This is a genomic window from Aminobacter anthyllidis (assembly GCF_018555685.1).
Lineage (GTDB): Bacteria > Pseudomonadota > Alphaproteobacteria > Rhizobiales > Rhizobiaceae > Aminobacter > Aminobacter anthyllidis.
Genome location: NZ_JAFLWW010000018.1, coordinates 1 through 14022 on the forward strand (window position 1 = coordinate 1; position 14022 = coordinate 14022).

At 57.7% G+C, this 14022-nt stretch carries 18 protein-coding genes; 4 read left to right on the forward strand and 14 right to left on the reverse strand.

Going from position 1 to position 14022, the window contains the following annotated elements; genetic code table 11:
- Positions 1-116: 116 nt before the first annotated feature.
- From J1C56_RS33390 to J1C56_RS31875, 3 genes are all read right to left on the reverse strand, one after another.
- Positions 117-239 (reverse strand): hypothetical protein, encoded by a 123-nt coding sequence (locus tag J1C56_RS33390; RefSeq protein WP_275945198.1) that lies wholly within the window; start codon positions 237-239, stop codon positions 117-119.
- A 45-nt stretch (positions 240-284) separates the two neighbouring features.
- Positions 285-458: a PRC-barrel domain-containing protein gene (locus tag J1C56_RS33865; protein WP_420797453.1), complete on the reverse strand. Its 174-nt coding sequence runs from the start codon at positions 456-458 to the stop codon at positions 285-287.
- Between the two features lie 73 nt (positions 459-531).
- Entirely contained in the window at positions 532-699 is a 168-nt protein-coding gene (locus J1C56_RS31875; RefSeq protein WP_214393924.1) for a hypothetical protein, read from the reverse strand.
- Positions 700-955: 256 nt separating this feature from the next.
- Here J1C56_RS31875 and J1C56_RS31880 point away from each other — a divergent pair, with 256 nt between their 5' ends.
- Together J1C56_RS31880 and J1C56_RS31885 are read left to right on the forward strand one after the other, a co-directional pair.
- Positions 956-1219: a helix-turn-helix domain-containing protein gene (locus tag J1C56_RS31880; RefSeq protein ID WP_246592271.1), complete on the forward strand. Its 264-nt coding sequence runs from the start codon at positions 956-958 to the stop codon at positions 1217-1219.
- 783 nt (positions 1220-2002) lie between these two features.
- Positions 2003-2278, forward strand: a complete 276-nt coding sequence (locus tag J1C56_RS31885; RefSeq protein ID WP_214393925.1) for a hypothetical protein — start codon at positions 2003-2005, stop codon at positions 2276-2278.
- A 116-nt stretch (positions 2279-2394) separates the two neighbouring features.
- Here the strand turns inward: J1C56_RS31885 and J1C56_RS31890 are convergent, their stop codons facing one another.
- The 4 genes from J1C56_RS31890 to J1C56_RS31905 form a co-directional block, all read right to left on the reverse strand.
- A complete protein-coding gene (locus J1C56_RS31890; protein ID WP_214393926.1) occupies positions 2395-2913 on the reverse strand; it encodes a GNAT family N-acetyltransferase in 519 nt (172 codons plus the stop codon).
- Positions 2914-2915: 2 nt separating this feature from the next.
- Positions 2916-3566: an acyl-homoserine-lactone synthase gene (locus J1C56_RS31895; protein WP_214393927.1), complete on the reverse strand. Its 651-nt coding sequence runs from the start codon at positions 3564-3566 to the stop codon at positions 2916-2918.
- Between the two features lie 42 nt (positions 3567-3608).
- Entirely contained in the window at positions 3609-4235 is a 627-nt protein-coding gene (locus J1C56_RS31900; RefSeq protein ID WP_246592279.1) for an autoinducer binding domain-containing protein, read from the reverse strand.
- 308 nt (positions 4236-4543) lie between these two features.
- Positions 4544-4804 (reverse strand): helix-turn-helix domain-containing protein, encoded by a 261-nt coding sequence (locus J1C56_RS31905; RefSeq protein WP_214393929.1) that lies wholly within the window; start codon positions 4802-4804, stop codon positions 4544-4546.
- A 285-nt stretch (positions 4805-5089) separates the two neighbouring features.
- Between J1C56_RS31905 and J1C56_RS31910 the strand changes: the two genes are divergently transcribed.
- Positions 5090-6325: a threonine synthase gene (locus J1C56_RS31910; protein WP_246592272.1), complete on the forward strand. Its 1236-nt coding sequence runs from the start codon at positions 5090-5092 to the stop codon at positions 6323-6325.
- Between the two features lie 27 nt (positions 6326-6352).
- Here the strand turns inward: J1C56_RS31910 and J1C56_RS31915 are convergent, their stop codons facing one another.
- From J1C56_RS31915 to J1C56_RS31930, 4 genes are all read right to left on the reverse strand, one after another.
- Positions 6353-7390, reverse strand: coding sequence for a PLP-dependent cysteine synthase family protein (locus tag J1C56_RS31915; protein ID WP_214393930.1), 1038 nt, complete (start codon positions 7388-7390; stop codon positions 6353-6355).
- Complete coding sequence (locus J1C56_RS31920) at positions 7380-8171, reverse strand: GHMP family kinase ATP-binding protein (protein WP_246592273.1); 792 nt, start codon at positions 8169-8171, stop codon at positions 7380-7382. The genes J1C56_RS31915 and J1C56_RS31920 overlap by 11 nt, the downstream gene beginning before the upstream one ends.
- Before the next feature lie 310 nt (positions 8172-8481).
- Complete coding sequence (locus tag J1C56_RS31925; RefSeq protein ID WP_214393932.1) at positions 8482-9123, reverse strand: BA14K family protein; 642 nt, start codon at positions 9121-9123, stop codon at positions 8482-8484.
- 306 nt (positions 9124-9429) lie between these two features.
- Positions 9430-9687, reverse strand: coding sequence for a hypothetical protein (locus J1C56_RS31930; RefSeq protein WP_214393933.1), 258 nt, complete (start codon positions 9685-9687; stop codon positions 9430-9432).
- A 252-nt stretch (positions 9688-9939) separates the two neighbouring features.
- Here J1C56_RS31930 and J1C56_RS31935 point away from each other — a divergent pair, with 252 nt between their 5' ends.
- Positions 9940-10167, forward strand: a complete 228-nt coding sequence (locus J1C56_RS31935) for a hypothetical protein (protein WP_214393934.1) — start codon at positions 9940-9942, stop codon at positions 10165-10167.
- 117 nt (positions 10168-10284) lie between these two features.
- Here J1C56_RS31935 and J1C56_RS31940 read toward each other — a convergent pair whose 3' ends face one another.
- Genes J1C56_RS31940 through J1C56_RS31950 form a run of 3 tightly spaced genes read right to left on the reverse strand, consistent with a single transcriptional unit; the run spans position 10285 to position 14006 of the window.
- Positions 10285-11331 (reverse strand): glutathione synthetase, encoded by a 1047-nt coding sequence (locus tag J1C56_RS31940; RefSeq protein WP_214393935.1) that lies wholly within the window; start codon positions 11329-11331, stop codon positions 10285-10287.
- Between the two features lie 12 nt (positions 11332-11343).
- A complete protein-coding gene (locus J1C56_RS31945; protein WP_214393936.1) occupies positions 11344-13212 on the reverse strand; it encodes a flavohemoglobin expression-modulating QEGLA motif protein in 1869 nt (622 codons plus the stop codon).
- Positions 13209-14006 (reverse strand): N-formylglutamate amidohydrolase, encoded by a 798-nt coding sequence (locus J1C56_RS31950; protein WP_214393966.1) that lies wholly within the window; start codon positions 14004-14006, stop codon positions 13209-13211. The genes J1C56_RS31945 and J1C56_RS31950 overlap by 4 nt, the downstream gene beginning before the upstream one ends.
- Positions 14007-14022 lie beyond the last annotated feature (16 nt).

Here is a 14022-nt window from a genome sequence, read left to right on the forward strand (position 1 = left end):
CAGGATCGGCCAACGCGTCGTGGAGCGAGTGGTTCCGAGATCGCGGTAAACTCTTTCCTGACCTCAACCCACTGATCACGGGGAGACGGAACCAGGCTAGAATTTTCAGCACACTCTCACCGAACATTACCAAACAGGCCGAGAATGCCGAAGATCAGCCATGTGACGAACCCGGCGACGATCATGGTCGCGACGACGAGTTTCAGGCCGGCGTTCAGGGTGTCGATGTCCTCGGCCATAGAAGGCCAAGGCCGCGCCGACGAGGATCATGGCCCGCGCCGTGGTCATCGGGGTGTTGGGCATGCCGTCCATCCACAGTTGGACGATAGGCGTCTCCAAGGAATCGGATAGTAATCCTGGCCCATTCCCAGGAAGCCGCCGAAACCCAGAACAGCGCGGGCAATCTTGCCTCCGGTTTTCTCCAGCACCAGCCGCTTCACTTCGCCGACATGAAGCACGTCTGAGGAGGCATCGTTCGCCAAAAAACAACTGCGCCAGGAGCAGTTTCACGCCATATTGTGCGGCGATTGGCTAACGTTTTTTCGCAAGAAATCTGGCTTCCCGTAACAGCGATGACCAGTCGTAGCCGAGGGCAGCAATCAGCTGCCTGGCTTGTGTCTCGGTGACATTGCCTTCTTTCATTAAGCGCCGGATCGTGAAGTCTTCAACATTGGTGGGCTCAGCGGGTTCTTCTGCCATTTCACACGTCCTTTGAGCGCCAACGAACGTATTGCTATCAAGTTCCATCAATGATGTTCGGTCGCGAGTTCGTTCGACGATCTGATGTCGGCGAAATGGCTTGATCACAGGAAGGCTAAACACCATATTGCGATTGCACCTCTCAACGTTTCGGGAGTGACGCATTCGGTTGCCGGCTTTCCCGGCATACCACCTCAATATCAGCGCTGACGCATTTCAAACGACCGCCAGCGCTGTCTCAAAATTTGGAGGCTAAATGTCTATTGCAATGCCTTTCGCGCTGCCGGAAGAAGTTCTGTCAGCAATTGCAAATGGAACGCCCGCCATCCAGGCATACCGCCAATATTTGGGCTATTCGATCAGCGCCGTCGCTGTGACAAGTGGGCTTACGGTCGAAGAAGTAGAAAGGATCGAAGCCGGATATCGCTTCGAAAAAGGATATCGGGACCGTATTGCGCGAGCCCTTGGCCTTCCAGATGGCATTTTCGACCAAATGTCGGACGTCTCGAACGCTGCTTAGTCTGCCAGGAGCCCGCAGAACTCAGCGGGCCGCCCCCCAATTCACCGCAAGCTGCCAGATGCCCGAACACACGGCACAGAAGGCGGAATGGCATGGAACAGTCTGCGAGCCAGGGAGTTAAGCGGTCTTCATAGGGAGGCGAAAATGACGGCCGATCTGAAGTCGTCTTGCAGCGACAATGACCTTCGAAGACGCGCTATATATCTCCGTGGTTCTGGGGGGTCTCGTGTCGATCACAGGGCAGCTATTGACCACCATCTGAGCGACATTTCAGGACCGCGATGGACAGACCTATTTTACATCGCTGTGGCGTTCGGTGCCGCTAGCGGCATCTTGTGGCTGGCGGGCTATTAGCCCCATAAAAAAGCGACTTGTATCGATCAGGCAGCCACAGGTGGTCGCGACTTCGCGGATGGGTTGGCGCTGCTGCCCCAGTTTTCCATAGGGATTGGCGGAACAGGTGGCAAACTCGCGCATTGAATAAGCAGAACCCGACTAGCTGGGAGCCTCGGTGAACATGCCTACGCCCGATCCGAACAATCCTGCGCCGACGCCTGACAATCCTAATCCCGAGCCAGCGCGCCCTCCTACTCCCCCCGAAACCCCAACGCCTGAGCCGCCGGGCGTTCCGCCGCCCTCTCCCACTCCAATCCCCCCTCCCGGGGAGGAGCCGATCCAGATACCGCCAGGATCTCCGCCAGAAGTGCCCCCGGTACCGCGGTAGATTCCAACTCTAGACCGAGCGATGACGTCACCGGTGGAACGGACATTTGGAGCGAACAGATGAACTTCATTTCCGTAATGGCAGTCACCGAGGAGGTTGCGCGAGAGCGGGCTTCCAATCAGACGGGCTACGCACCGGAAACTATCGGTTGCGTTTCGCTGGTTGTCGAGGAAGACGACAATAGCCGCCAACACCTCTACATCTTCGAGACGAGCCAGGACGTCACTACACATCCGAGCTATGCCGAAGCGACGCTTTCGGAGTCTGTTGATCTGAATGGGTTGACTGACGGACCGGTGCTTCAGTTCGGGCGGGAGGTGACTGTCGGCGGATAGTTAATTTGAACCGTTTCGATCCACCCCGGTTGTTACACACAGCTAGCATGAGCGTGTCGAGATGGCGTTGAGATGGGTACATTTGCCGCTATTCGAGTGGCCGCGCCGCCGCCAGCTCAGCTATCGACAAGGAGGGTGGCAATTTCGCTTGCCATGATCATTTCGTAGCCAATGCGCCCATCGAGGGTAACGCCAGTCGCCCGGAAGCTGCAGCTCCGGTAGAAGGCCAAGGCGTGTTCGTTTCCAGTATTTACAGACAACATCAACAGCGAAACTGCCGGGCGGTTGTCAGCCACCCATTGCGCCATCTTCCGGATCGTGGCGGCGCCGAGGCCCTGACGCTGGAACTGTCTGCTGATCCGAAAGTTGTGCAGCGTCATCACGCCCGGGAAGGCCCAGTCGGGCAGCGCCGGCGCTTCTCGGAGAACGAAAAAGCCAATCGGGCTATCAGCCTGGGTAACGCTGAATGGATGAATGGATTCCTGATGCGGGCTGCATCGGAGGCGATCGAAGATTTCCCGGATTTGTCCGCCTGAGAACTCCTCTTGGTCCCCGTCAACATCAATTGCTGTCGCGAGTTCTTCGTCGGAGAGCAGAAGCTTATCGAGGCACAGCTCAAAGTTTGACGGCCTCACGTCTATTGCTCCGCGTCCGTCGCACGGGTCGGGGGTAGCGCACCCGCCATATGCAAAACCGATCCTTCTATGCCGTAAGAGCGTCTGGTGGCGTCCAGCGCCGTTTGCGTAACCTCGATGAGTGCGGCAACTATTTCGCAGTCGTCAAGCTGCAGTCGTTCGCCCAGGATCGCCACCGACCAGCCCAGCGATCTCAGTCGCTCCGGCCAGAACGCCTCGCAAACGACGCTGATCTGTCGGGTTCCCAACTGCAAGCTAGCCTCGAGCAGACCGCAGAGCACCTCCCCCGCCAGGCGGGCGGGTTTGCCCGCTGTACGATAGGGGAATGCAACGAAGAAGCGGGTCCATTCATGGATGTCGGGAGCGCGAGGTGGCGAGCCATTGGCGAGTTGTGGAAAGACATCACCCAGCAGGTGTGGGCGGGTCGTTGGGACCAACCTGGAACCGCCTATGACGTCGCCGGAGCTATCCAGAGCGAGCAGGTAAATTGCATGTTCCGTATCGAACGCGTCCATCTCGATGTCGATAGGCCGGGCAAGCGCCTGCCACTTTCTTTCGGCTACGTAGATTTCGTGACGCAGTCGGAAATGTCTCTCCAGCTGCCTCTGAAACAGCCTCCGGTTTGACCAATCGACGACGACGATGCGACCCATGGCGACCTCCGTGCCATTTGTAGGTAGTTGGCGTGATCGTCGCTATCGCCAGATCTTGTCATTGCCCGCCTGGATTTCACCAAGAACCAGTCCCTTGGTGATCGCTCGCTGGACGTTGTTTGCGCCCAGCTTTTCGCGGATGTGGCGGAGATGCGACTGAACCGTATATGTCGACACGTTCAAAATGATCGCGATGACTTCCGCGGATTTACCCGCAGCACTCCACTGAAGCACTTCTGCTTCTCGTTGCCCCAGGATTGGCCCGCATTCGAGGTCAAGGAGCCCCTCAAGGCGACATATGGCTTGAAAGGCTTTCAGGCACAGAGCTTCGACCAGAGGCCGGGCAAATGGAGATAGCTCTATTCTGTCCCCGGCCGCTGTCACCACTGCAGGTCCCCGGAAGGGGATATGGATTGGTACGCACAGCCCGTCGTTCATCGCAAAGTCCCGCGCCTCGTCCATCACCAGTTTTGCGCGCGGCGACATGGCCTCGGGCCGCAGGTCGCTCCAAAGGAAGGGAAAAACTCGATTCCGGCATCGAGCGACGCAAGGGTCATGCTGAAAATGCCCCTCCTCGACGTAACGACGATACCAGTCCTGACGCCATCCATCGCAGAGGACCTCGCGGTGCCAATATCGATCCTCCGGAACGGGCAGACCGGTGATCAGGAGGTCGCTGAAACCATAACGCGCAAGATGGCCCTGCAGGGTCTTCAGGACCTCGGCTGTGGTCTTGATCTCGGAAATCTCCGAAGCTGCCTGGCCGAGTTGAAGGATTAATCTTTCGTCTTCGATCCGTATCGTAGGCCTCCCAAGGCGTGGACAGCATAAAGGAAGCAATCGTAGTTCGGCAAAAAGTTCAATGTGACGAAGGTATTATTGAAGTCGTTGTTCGGGTAACTAAAGGTATTGGTGCAAAGTGCGGTCAATAGCCATTTTTTGTCTTAGAGTACGCTTTGAAAGCGGTCCGGAATATATCAACCTTCTTCTTTGTCATCATGGTCAGGCGTGGCGTCGGCCTCGAATGCGCTGGATGGTGTGATCAGCTCGAAGCCTTCTACCCCAAGGGCCCTTGCCAGGATTTCCAGAGTGTCCAACGTTGCATTGCGGCGCCCGGTTTCGACGCTGCTGACGTACGCACGCGAGAGGCCGGATAGAAGTGAGAGCCGCTCTTGCGACAAGTCCCGCTCCTTGCGCAGCCGACGCACGTTCAAGCCCAGTCGATGACGTAGATCCATGATTGTGCTGCACCTTTGTGATCATTATAGAATGGCACACTTTAGGAGTCATTTCGGTTGACTTCAACTGATATGCCTGTTTGAAGTCGGGCAAGTATGAGCTCGCAAGCCTTTGAGAGGAACGATGAAGCAGGTGTCTCAGCCGCAGAAGTTCAATTGCGCTACGTCTGAAGACCATGAAAAGCATTGGTGTAGACTGGCCATCCCATTTGCTCCGCACGCTCTGGTTCTCGTAGCTGCTGTTACATTCATGCCCGTGGTGGGGTTCCAGTCGTGAGCGCTGTAATGGGCTATTCCTGCATCAGGTGCGAGACACATTATCCCGCATCGATGACGATCGACTCCAGGGGATGTCCGATCTGTGCGCCGGTCGCCCCCGCCAACTTGGCACCAATTTACGGGCAGGCAGTGGTTGGCGGCACTGTTGCCGGGGAAGAACAGAGTCGTTCGTCCTTGTGGAAAAGCGGCCCAAGGCTGCCATGCACGGGCACCGACATCGTCACCTTGGGCGAAGGGCAGACGCCCCTGCTCTCCTGTCCTCGGATCGGCTCATCATTGGGCACAACCAACCTTTTCATAAAGGATGAGAGCCGTAATCCGACATGGTCTTACAAGGACCGGTTCTCTACCGTCGCGGTATCGATTGCACGTGCGCAGGGCGCCAAGGTAGTGGCCACCGCTTCATCCGGCAATGCTGGTGCTTCGCTTGCCGCTTACGCTGCAAGAGCAGACATGGACTGCGTCGTGGCAACATTTGCGGGCACGGCCGGCGCCATGCTTTCCCAGATCAGGAAACACGGCGCCATAGTCATTCCGCTGGTCAATAAGGTGGACAGATGGAAGTTCCTCGCTGAAGCGCAGGAGCGGTTTGGCTGGTTTATCACGTCTCCCTTCAGCGCTCCTGTCGTCGGTGGTCATCCGCTTGCCATCGAGGGCTACAAGACGATCGCATACGAAATCATCGAACAACGAGCCGGTGAAGTTCCAGACTGGTGCGTCATGCCAGTCTGCTATGGCGACGCTCTCTCGGGCGTGTGGGCTGGGTTCAGGGAGCTCTATTGCGACGGCCTCATCGACCGCTTGCCAAAAATGGTTGCGGCAGAGGTTCACGGCTCACTGTCGGCCTCTCTCGCTCGAGGAACCGATCACGTTCTGGAGCAGGAGGTTCGGTTCGACCCTCTCGCCGTTTCGATTGGCACATCGCGTAGTACGTACCAGGCGCTCAAGGCACTTCGGGAATCGTCAGGCCAGGCGGTACCGGTATCCAACGATGGGCTGATCGACATGCAGTCGCTCCTCGCCAGGAGAGAGGGGATTTTTGCAGAACTCGCATCGGTCACCCCTCTCATGGCGATAAGGACGCTGGCTGATCGTGGCCTGATTGCTACACGCGACAGTGTCGTTGCGGTCGTTACTGCTGGTGGCCTGAAGGACCTCGATCGATCGGCCCCGCAGGAGGCGCGCTATGCGACATTCGACACGACTGCGGATGCCTGGAACTGGTTCATGAATGGCCAGTGACGTTTTCCCATCATTCGGAACTACGGCTCAGCCTTCCGTTGACTGGAGGCGCATCACATCCTCAAGACGACGTCGACGCCATTCGAAACGGGTCCACGCTGTCTCAGATCTGGGTTCAATTCTGGAGATTTTCGTCGGGGTGGTGGATGCGGGGGTCCTCCAGCCAGGCAGGGTGGAAAGCCAGATGTCGCTGTAAACGGTGTCGGCATGCCGATGGCCTTCATCAGGCATGATCACAGCGATCCGTGCGTCCGGGCTCGTCTTGCTCACCCACTGACCGACAAGGGCGGCGGCGCCACTGGTTGGGCCCATGAATATCCCATGCTGCCGGAACAAGCGGTGGGCGGCATGGAATGCCGGATATGCACCGACCCAGTGGATTTCGTCTATCAACTCGTGGCGCACATTTCGGGGCAAGACACTGTTGCCGAGGCCTCGAAGCACTCGTTTTCCGAGCGGTTGTCCAAACAAGATGCTGCGGTGGGTGTCGACGCCAATGATCCTGAGATGGGGGAAAACCCTTCGCAAGAAAGTGCCGGTACCGCAGAGCGACCCGCCAGTTCCTATGCATCCGACCAGGCAGTCTATCTGGCCCATTGCGCGCACAAAAAGATCAGCCAAACGGGCGTAAGCCAGCCAATTTCCATCACTGTCGTACTGCCGTGTCCAAAAGGCCTCCGGCTCCCGGTGCAATATGCTGCCCAGATTATCGAGCCGGCCAGTCTGGTTGCCGTCACCCCGGGGATCGTCAAGTGCAATGACCTCGGCTCCCAGGCGCTGAAGTCGTGCCTGATACTTGGGATCCATCAGGCTTGAGGCGGTGACGAGCGTCAAACGATAGCCACGCGCAGCCGCAAGGAGTGCCACCGCCATCCCGAATGTGCCTGAGGTCGTCTCGACAATATGCGCATTCCTTTTGATCTCGCCTGATGCTTCAGCCCGATCGAGGATGAAGCGGGCGGGCATCAGTTTCATCAGCGGGAAAGCTGCGGCAACGACGTTCTCTGCCAGCCGAGCCATGCGAGGCGTCTCGAGTGCCTCGAAATAGTCTGCATCAAATCTCAACTGCGCCTCCCCCCGAATAGATCGGCTGCACAACGACGTCTTTGAAGCCGGCCGCGGTCGCCGCCTCTGCAATGTTGCGCGACGCATCGGCGATGCGGACCGCCGATGCGTCCAGGATGATCCCAATGAGAGATCCGCTATGGGCGACCTGAACTCCGCAGGCGTCAAACTGGTCGGCGATGGCCAAGGCAGTCGCGAATTGCGCCTTGGCGAGATGGCGCTGACTGATCTTTGCGCTGAGTGTCGCGGCCTGCCCCAATAGCCGCGGGTCCTGAAATCGTATCGAGCGCGCAGCCAGCCCTCTCAACATTGAAAATGTCTGGATTTCCTCACTGGAGTAGCGAGCCGGCGGCAAGGCAAGCGTATCGACCAACTGACCGTCATTCGCTTTGAAACCTATGACCCGGATCGGCGGCAGTGCGTCGCCAAAATGCTCGATCACCAAGCCTTCACGCTGGGCAAACAAAACAGCCTGGTCCTCAAAAGCTATCGCGTCACTGGCTTGCTCGGCCTCGACTGCCAAGCGAGAGATGACCGAGGGCCGAAGCCCCATCTCGAATGCATAGGCAACAGCTCGTATCGTGGCAACGACATCGGCGGTGGAGGAGCCATATCCATGGCCGACTGGAATCGTGCTTTCAACAGTGAGCAGGCCGCCTCGATTATGTTCGTTGAGGTGTCTCAGGGTTAGCGATGCTGCTTTTGCAGCCTTCGTCTTCTCCGGTGGCATCACCTTGACCCCTTGGCCGTCGGTGATCCGGAAAATCGCAAGGGAACTCATGTGACTGAGTGGGAGCGTGACCAATCCACGATGAAGCCGTCCCCTCTGATCCTGGAAGACGCCCTGGATCAGCTCGCCGTGATGTGCGCCGGCCCGGCCCGCTCCCGATCGGTTTACGCGGAGGGCATTGGTCGACGAAGCTGGTGGGTGAGGAGAACTCTCAGGCCTTGTCACTTCTCATCTCCTTCCATGGGCTGGATGAGAAGCTGGTCGAGCGAGACGGCTCTGTCACTCGCCACATTTGGCGATTGACCCCGTTTCAAGGCCGCTGATTTATGCTTTTGTCATAGGCGCGAGATCTCTGGGTTCCTCACCGGCATTGCCTGCGTGGGCCGCCGTCGTAAGGCTGGTAGGTGTTGTCCTCTGATCGATATGAGCGATATCTGCTGAAGCAGTACTCCAGGTGATCTGTGCCAACGTAATTCTGGTCGTCTGCATAGACCAATTCCACTGATCCCTCAGACGGTCGATCCGTGGCTTGGTCGTGATTGTACGTGTCCTCGCCGTCGCTCGTATCGAAATATGGCGAGATGCATTCACGTCTTCTACCGCTGAAGGGAGTGTAGCTGTTGTCATAGGCGCGATAAGAACGATACCGGTCGGAACACCACGCCACATGGGCTGCAATCGTTTCGGCTTGCAAGGGTGGTTGGCTGTTGGGTTCAACCCCGGCGGATGGCTTTTCTAAAGCGCTGACCGCAGGCATGACGCTAGGTGAGGCGGATTGGATATGCGATTGCCTTGGGACTGGTCGGGCTGCAAGACGATCGAACGCTTGTGCTGACTTGTTTACCTTTACCGGATGGTCGGTCCAGACTTCGGTCGTTTCAGTTGCCAGAGAGAGTTGCCGTTCGGGCTCGGCGTTGAAGAAGGCAGTTGCCGTAATCAGGCCACTCAAGAACATGACCAGCGCTAAACCAAGGCCGCAAACGGCCATTAGCAGAGGTTTCATATCGCGCTCCTGCGGCCTATCTTGGCACTAAATGCGCGACGTCGATGGTGGTTCCCCGCAAAGATGGGTGACTGAGACGGCGGACGTTCCGTCATCGCTGCAGACGAATTTGCAACGGCCGGTCAAGCTCATCTCATGCAGGTTCAAGCTTGCTCGCCGCTTGTTCGTGCACCCGGGCCCCTCTGCAGCGGATTGTGCAGCGGCAATCTCAATCAAGATGAAAACTCGCCGATGCTCCGTTTTGGGCCAGATGCCCCGGAGTAGATGGCGCGCCAAATCTCCGGGGCCACATTACGCCGCGCAGGGCTAGATGTTGATCAAACTCGCACCATTCATTTGGGCCACTTCCGCGGTGCTGGGCTGCCTCTCAAACAATATTGGCTCTCCCGTGCACTGCGCGACATCCAGGACGCAGCTCAAGATATCCTCGAAGGCCACATTCTCCTGTGGGTTCTGGCTCTGAACTAGCTGCGCGATCTCCACGACGTTGATCGGGCTAGCAGTTCTGGCGGCTGCTACGGCCGCCGATATCCTGTTCATCAGCTCTTGGGATAGCGGGCGCATTGGGGGTCTCCTCTAAAGCTGGATTATCGCTCCAGACTGAACTCTTGGCAAGCAAAATCCAGGAATAATAAAATGAAATCATGTAGTTAGCAATATGATGCAAGTTGGTGGAGAAGCCAGAATTAGGTTTGGCTGCCAAATGAAATTGCTGCACAGAATTAGACCACAGCGGTATTGACTGGATTTGAGCCAAACACCATAATTAAGCCACTTACTCATTCAGCACATTTATGCCGAAAGATGGTGGTGTCGATGCCTGAGCTTGAGAGAGGCGAACGCCTGCAGATTATGCTCAATGCGGAAGAGCTGGCGGCTGTCGAGGACTTCCGTTTTCAACGAAGAATGCCGAGCCGGGCTTCCGCAGTTCGCGAGTTGCTACGTCGAGGACTGGCAGCAGAAGGCTTCGTGGAAGCAACTGTTGGAGCGAAGTCGCAAGATTTTGGCGTTATTGATCAAAATGGAAACGCCGATAGCGCGTGAAACACCGCGTCGCGTGGCAGAGATTGCGAATCTCGGCAGCAGCCACGGTCAGGCGATGAAGGTCGTTGTTGAGACTTTTTTTGGGGAACTCGTAGTCCGCTGACTAGTGTCTCCAGCTCAAAGCGTCGCCAGGCGGGCATTGGACATTGCCATTCCATAGGCTTGTCTTAGCGCGAACTTTTCTTCCAGCGCATCAATGACGGTTGCAGCAAAATCCGCTTTGTACATGGTGGCGAGCCTTGTCAGCCCGCCTGGCGTGAAGACGTTGATCTCAAGGAGTTTGTCGCCGACAATGTCGAGCCCGACGAGAAACATGCCGTCGTTCACCAGTTTCGGGCGCACAATCTCGGCCAGGGCCAACATCCTGTCCGTTACCTTGACCTTCCGCGCAGTCCCAGCTGCATGGATGTTGGACCGAACATCGCCTTTGGCCGGCACCCGGCGAAAGGCCGCATAGCTGCCATCCCGCTTCAGCGGTCGGCCGTTTAGGAGGAATAGACGCACGTCACCTGCTTTAGCCTCGGGAATGTAGGCCTGGGCGATCAGATAGCCATCACCACTCGCCGCCTCAAAAATCTGGTTCAGATTGGAATCATCAGGGGTTGCGATATGGAAGACATTCTTGCCGCCCGATCCCTGTAACGGCTTGACGATACAGCCCTTCGGCTGATTTTCGATGAAAGCGCGTATTTCGGTGATGCTGCGTGATATCAGCGTTGCGGGCCTGACTATCTCGGGGAAGGCCTGGAGGTAGAGCTTGTTCTGCGCTTGGGCCAGTCCGTCCGGATCATTGACCACAATCACGCCGCGTTCCGCGGCAAGGCGCCCAAACATGATGCCAGCATTGGCGGCCCATGGTCGTTCTGTAGCGTCGAGCGAGGGGTCATTGCGCAGAAACAATAGATCGATATCGCCTACGGTGAAGGTTTTCTTCTGGGCATTTGCCTCCAGCAGGGCCGTGTGCAGCTTTTCAGGGGTCTTGTAGGGGGCGGCCGGCAAAACCACGCCGCTGATAGCGAGGCTGTCATCCGGCCGAAGGATGAAGTCGCCGGGTTCTACATAAACAACCGAATGCCCACGCTGAACTGCCGTCAGGGCAAGTGTGGTCGTCGTGTAGCCTGCAGTTTCTTTCTCAACCGAATTGACAAAGAGGGCAATGCGCATCGGGGACTCCAGTCATGTTTCAATCATGTCGATCGGATCCATCCCGGCCATCGCCTTCTTGAGGCGCGGCCGCGCGACTTCCGATGAAAGGAACGCCGGTTCGAGTCGCGGGGCTCGTAGTAAGCCGCGCGCGCTCAGTTCCGTGATGATGCCAAAATGGTCGGCAGAGATCTTGCCGATCCAGAAAGGTGTCAGGCTGCCGCCGTTCCTTAGATGATCAAGCACTTGCACTACGCCGCGCAAATAGATGGCGTCTTTGGCAAAGCCGCCGCTGCGGAAAACACGCAACACCACGTTGAAGGCACTACGGCGGTCGAGACCGAAATCCGCATGGAGGACACGGAAGGTTTCCTCAAACCTCGCCCCGTCAAGCATCGCCTGGCATGCGAGAACCCTCGCCGCAATCAGCCGCAACCTTGCCGCAGTCATGCCGCCGACGAGATATTCCGCCAACACCGCCAGCCCTTCCTGCATGCCCTCATAGCCGGCCAAGCCGCTGCGCAGGATGGCAAGTCCCTGCATGTCGCCGTTGAAGTAGGTCAACAGGTGAACACCGATCTCGTGGCTGAGCAACGCCATCAGACGCTCCGGTGCGAGCCTGGTATCACGCGAGACGAGAAGCCGGTTTCGAGAGACCAGCAGGCCGGCGGGCAAATCCGAGCGAATTTCCACGGAGGCTTCGAAGTCGGGGGAGGCAGCCCTATATCGGGCGATCATTTCTCGCGCTGCAGCAGCAACGGAATCCGCGCCGAGGCATTTCTGCTTGGCCTTCGGCTCAAGGCCAGTTGCCTTATCGAGAATGCCTAGAGCCCTTGCAGCGAGCTCCGGCTCGACGCTTCCGTAAAGGGCGCGCCCGAGTTCAGCGAAGCGAGGGGTTTCGCGCGCCGCCAGCATCGACAGTTGGAGGTCAAGTTCTTGCTGTTTTTCGGAAAGCAGTCCGGCAAGGAGGGGATCTTCAAGATGATCGAGCGAGACGGAGTAGAGTTTCCGCTTCTCCGTGGTGACCTCGAACTCGAGCGGCCGATATAGCAGCGGTGGCGCGCGCTCGAACCCCCCTGCCTCGAACTCCAGCCAAGCTTGCTCTGCATTGATCGGTGTAACGGCAAGCAGGAAGTCGAAAGCCGATGCAACCTTGTCTATGTCCCGATCGGCACGGGCAACTGCGTCAATGAAGACCCGGCGCCCCAGTGAACGATGGGTTGTTGGTGCTTCGAGTTGCGATGCCTTGAGGAAGGCGCTGACTGCCTGCAGCGCGGAGTCGACCATGTTGGCCACGACAAGGTCGCGCAAGGCGGGATACGTGCCTTTTCCGCCGGGCGCTCGATAGATCGGCGCAAAACGCACGGTCAGGCACGGTATGTCGACGAGAATATCTGAAAGCAGTGGCTCTTCGAATGCGGCTGGGTTGAAGTCGCCGACGCGCGGTGTCCTGTACTTTGCCTCTCGCTTGGAGGCAGCGGCCGCGAACCGTTTGAGCGCAGCCTTTTCTGCTGTCGTGTCTCCGCCCGCCAGTGCAATTTCGAAAGGTGGCAGGAACGGTGCGTCGTCGGTTAGGAAGCGGTCTTCTGCCAGTTCGCCGATGTCGATGATCAAAAACGAACCGCAGCGATCATGCATCGATGTCGCCACCAGCCGGGCTACTTCGCCGGCGAGGTTGGAACCCGTCGCGATCAAGTAGGAGGCACTGGCCGAGACGGCGTCGAATGCCGCATCATGACCGGGTCCCACGTAAACGCAGAGAAAGGGAAGCGGCCGGTCTATGTGCAAACGGCAGGCACCCGCGAAATCCTGACGAATGGGCTTGCCCTCTTTCAGCAACGCATCGAGGCCCGCTTCGATTGGGGCCAGGTGTGATGCCTCGTCAACGAGCCTCGGCTTCATCCGAAGCCTCGCAGCGCAGCCTCTAGGACGGGCACTGTGGACGCCAGCATAGTGCGCAGCTGGTCGATCGTTGCCTGGTCGGGATCGCCGCTCCATTCGTCCATGAAAATCTTCTTGAACTCGACTGCAATGGCGCATCCGGTTTTGGGGAAATTGGCATGGACGAACCGTGTTTGTTCGCCTTTGCCCTGGAAAGACACATTTTCGCGAATGTCGATAGGCTTGCCGTTGAGTGAGTGGCCACGCAGCGTCTCGATGAATGGGGCGACAATTGGCGCCCAGCGCTCTCGGTCCATAGAGAACGTGCCGATGTTGATATCGGGCGCTTCTTCCTGCGATGTAGGTATAACCTCCGGCCCGCCGCGCCGGTGATTGTAGCTGTGGACGTCGATAAGCACGAACCTGCCGTGTCGGTTTTCGATTTCCGTCAGCACACGCTTCAGCTCGGCGTAATAGGCATCGTGGAAGGCGAGAGCTTCCGTCACGATGTCTTCGGAGGGCTGCTGTTGCCAGACTTTCAGACCCCAGGATTGTTCTGGCGACAGGTAGATCGCGGCGTCACGCGCGCGATTCAGGTCGACCTGAAAACGCGACCGATGAACAGTGATCTGGGTCGGGAAATCGGCAATGAAGTGCTCAGTGAAAGGGTCTTCCTCGCGCAGGCGTTCCGGGTCTGGGAGACACATCAGTGATCGGCAGGTACTGTCCACGTCTGTACCGTTGTGGATAGCGGTGCCAACCACCGGTGAATCGCCCAGCTTGATGGTCCAGCCTGGTGATCCGTCCGGATCTATCGTTGAAATTGCCCAG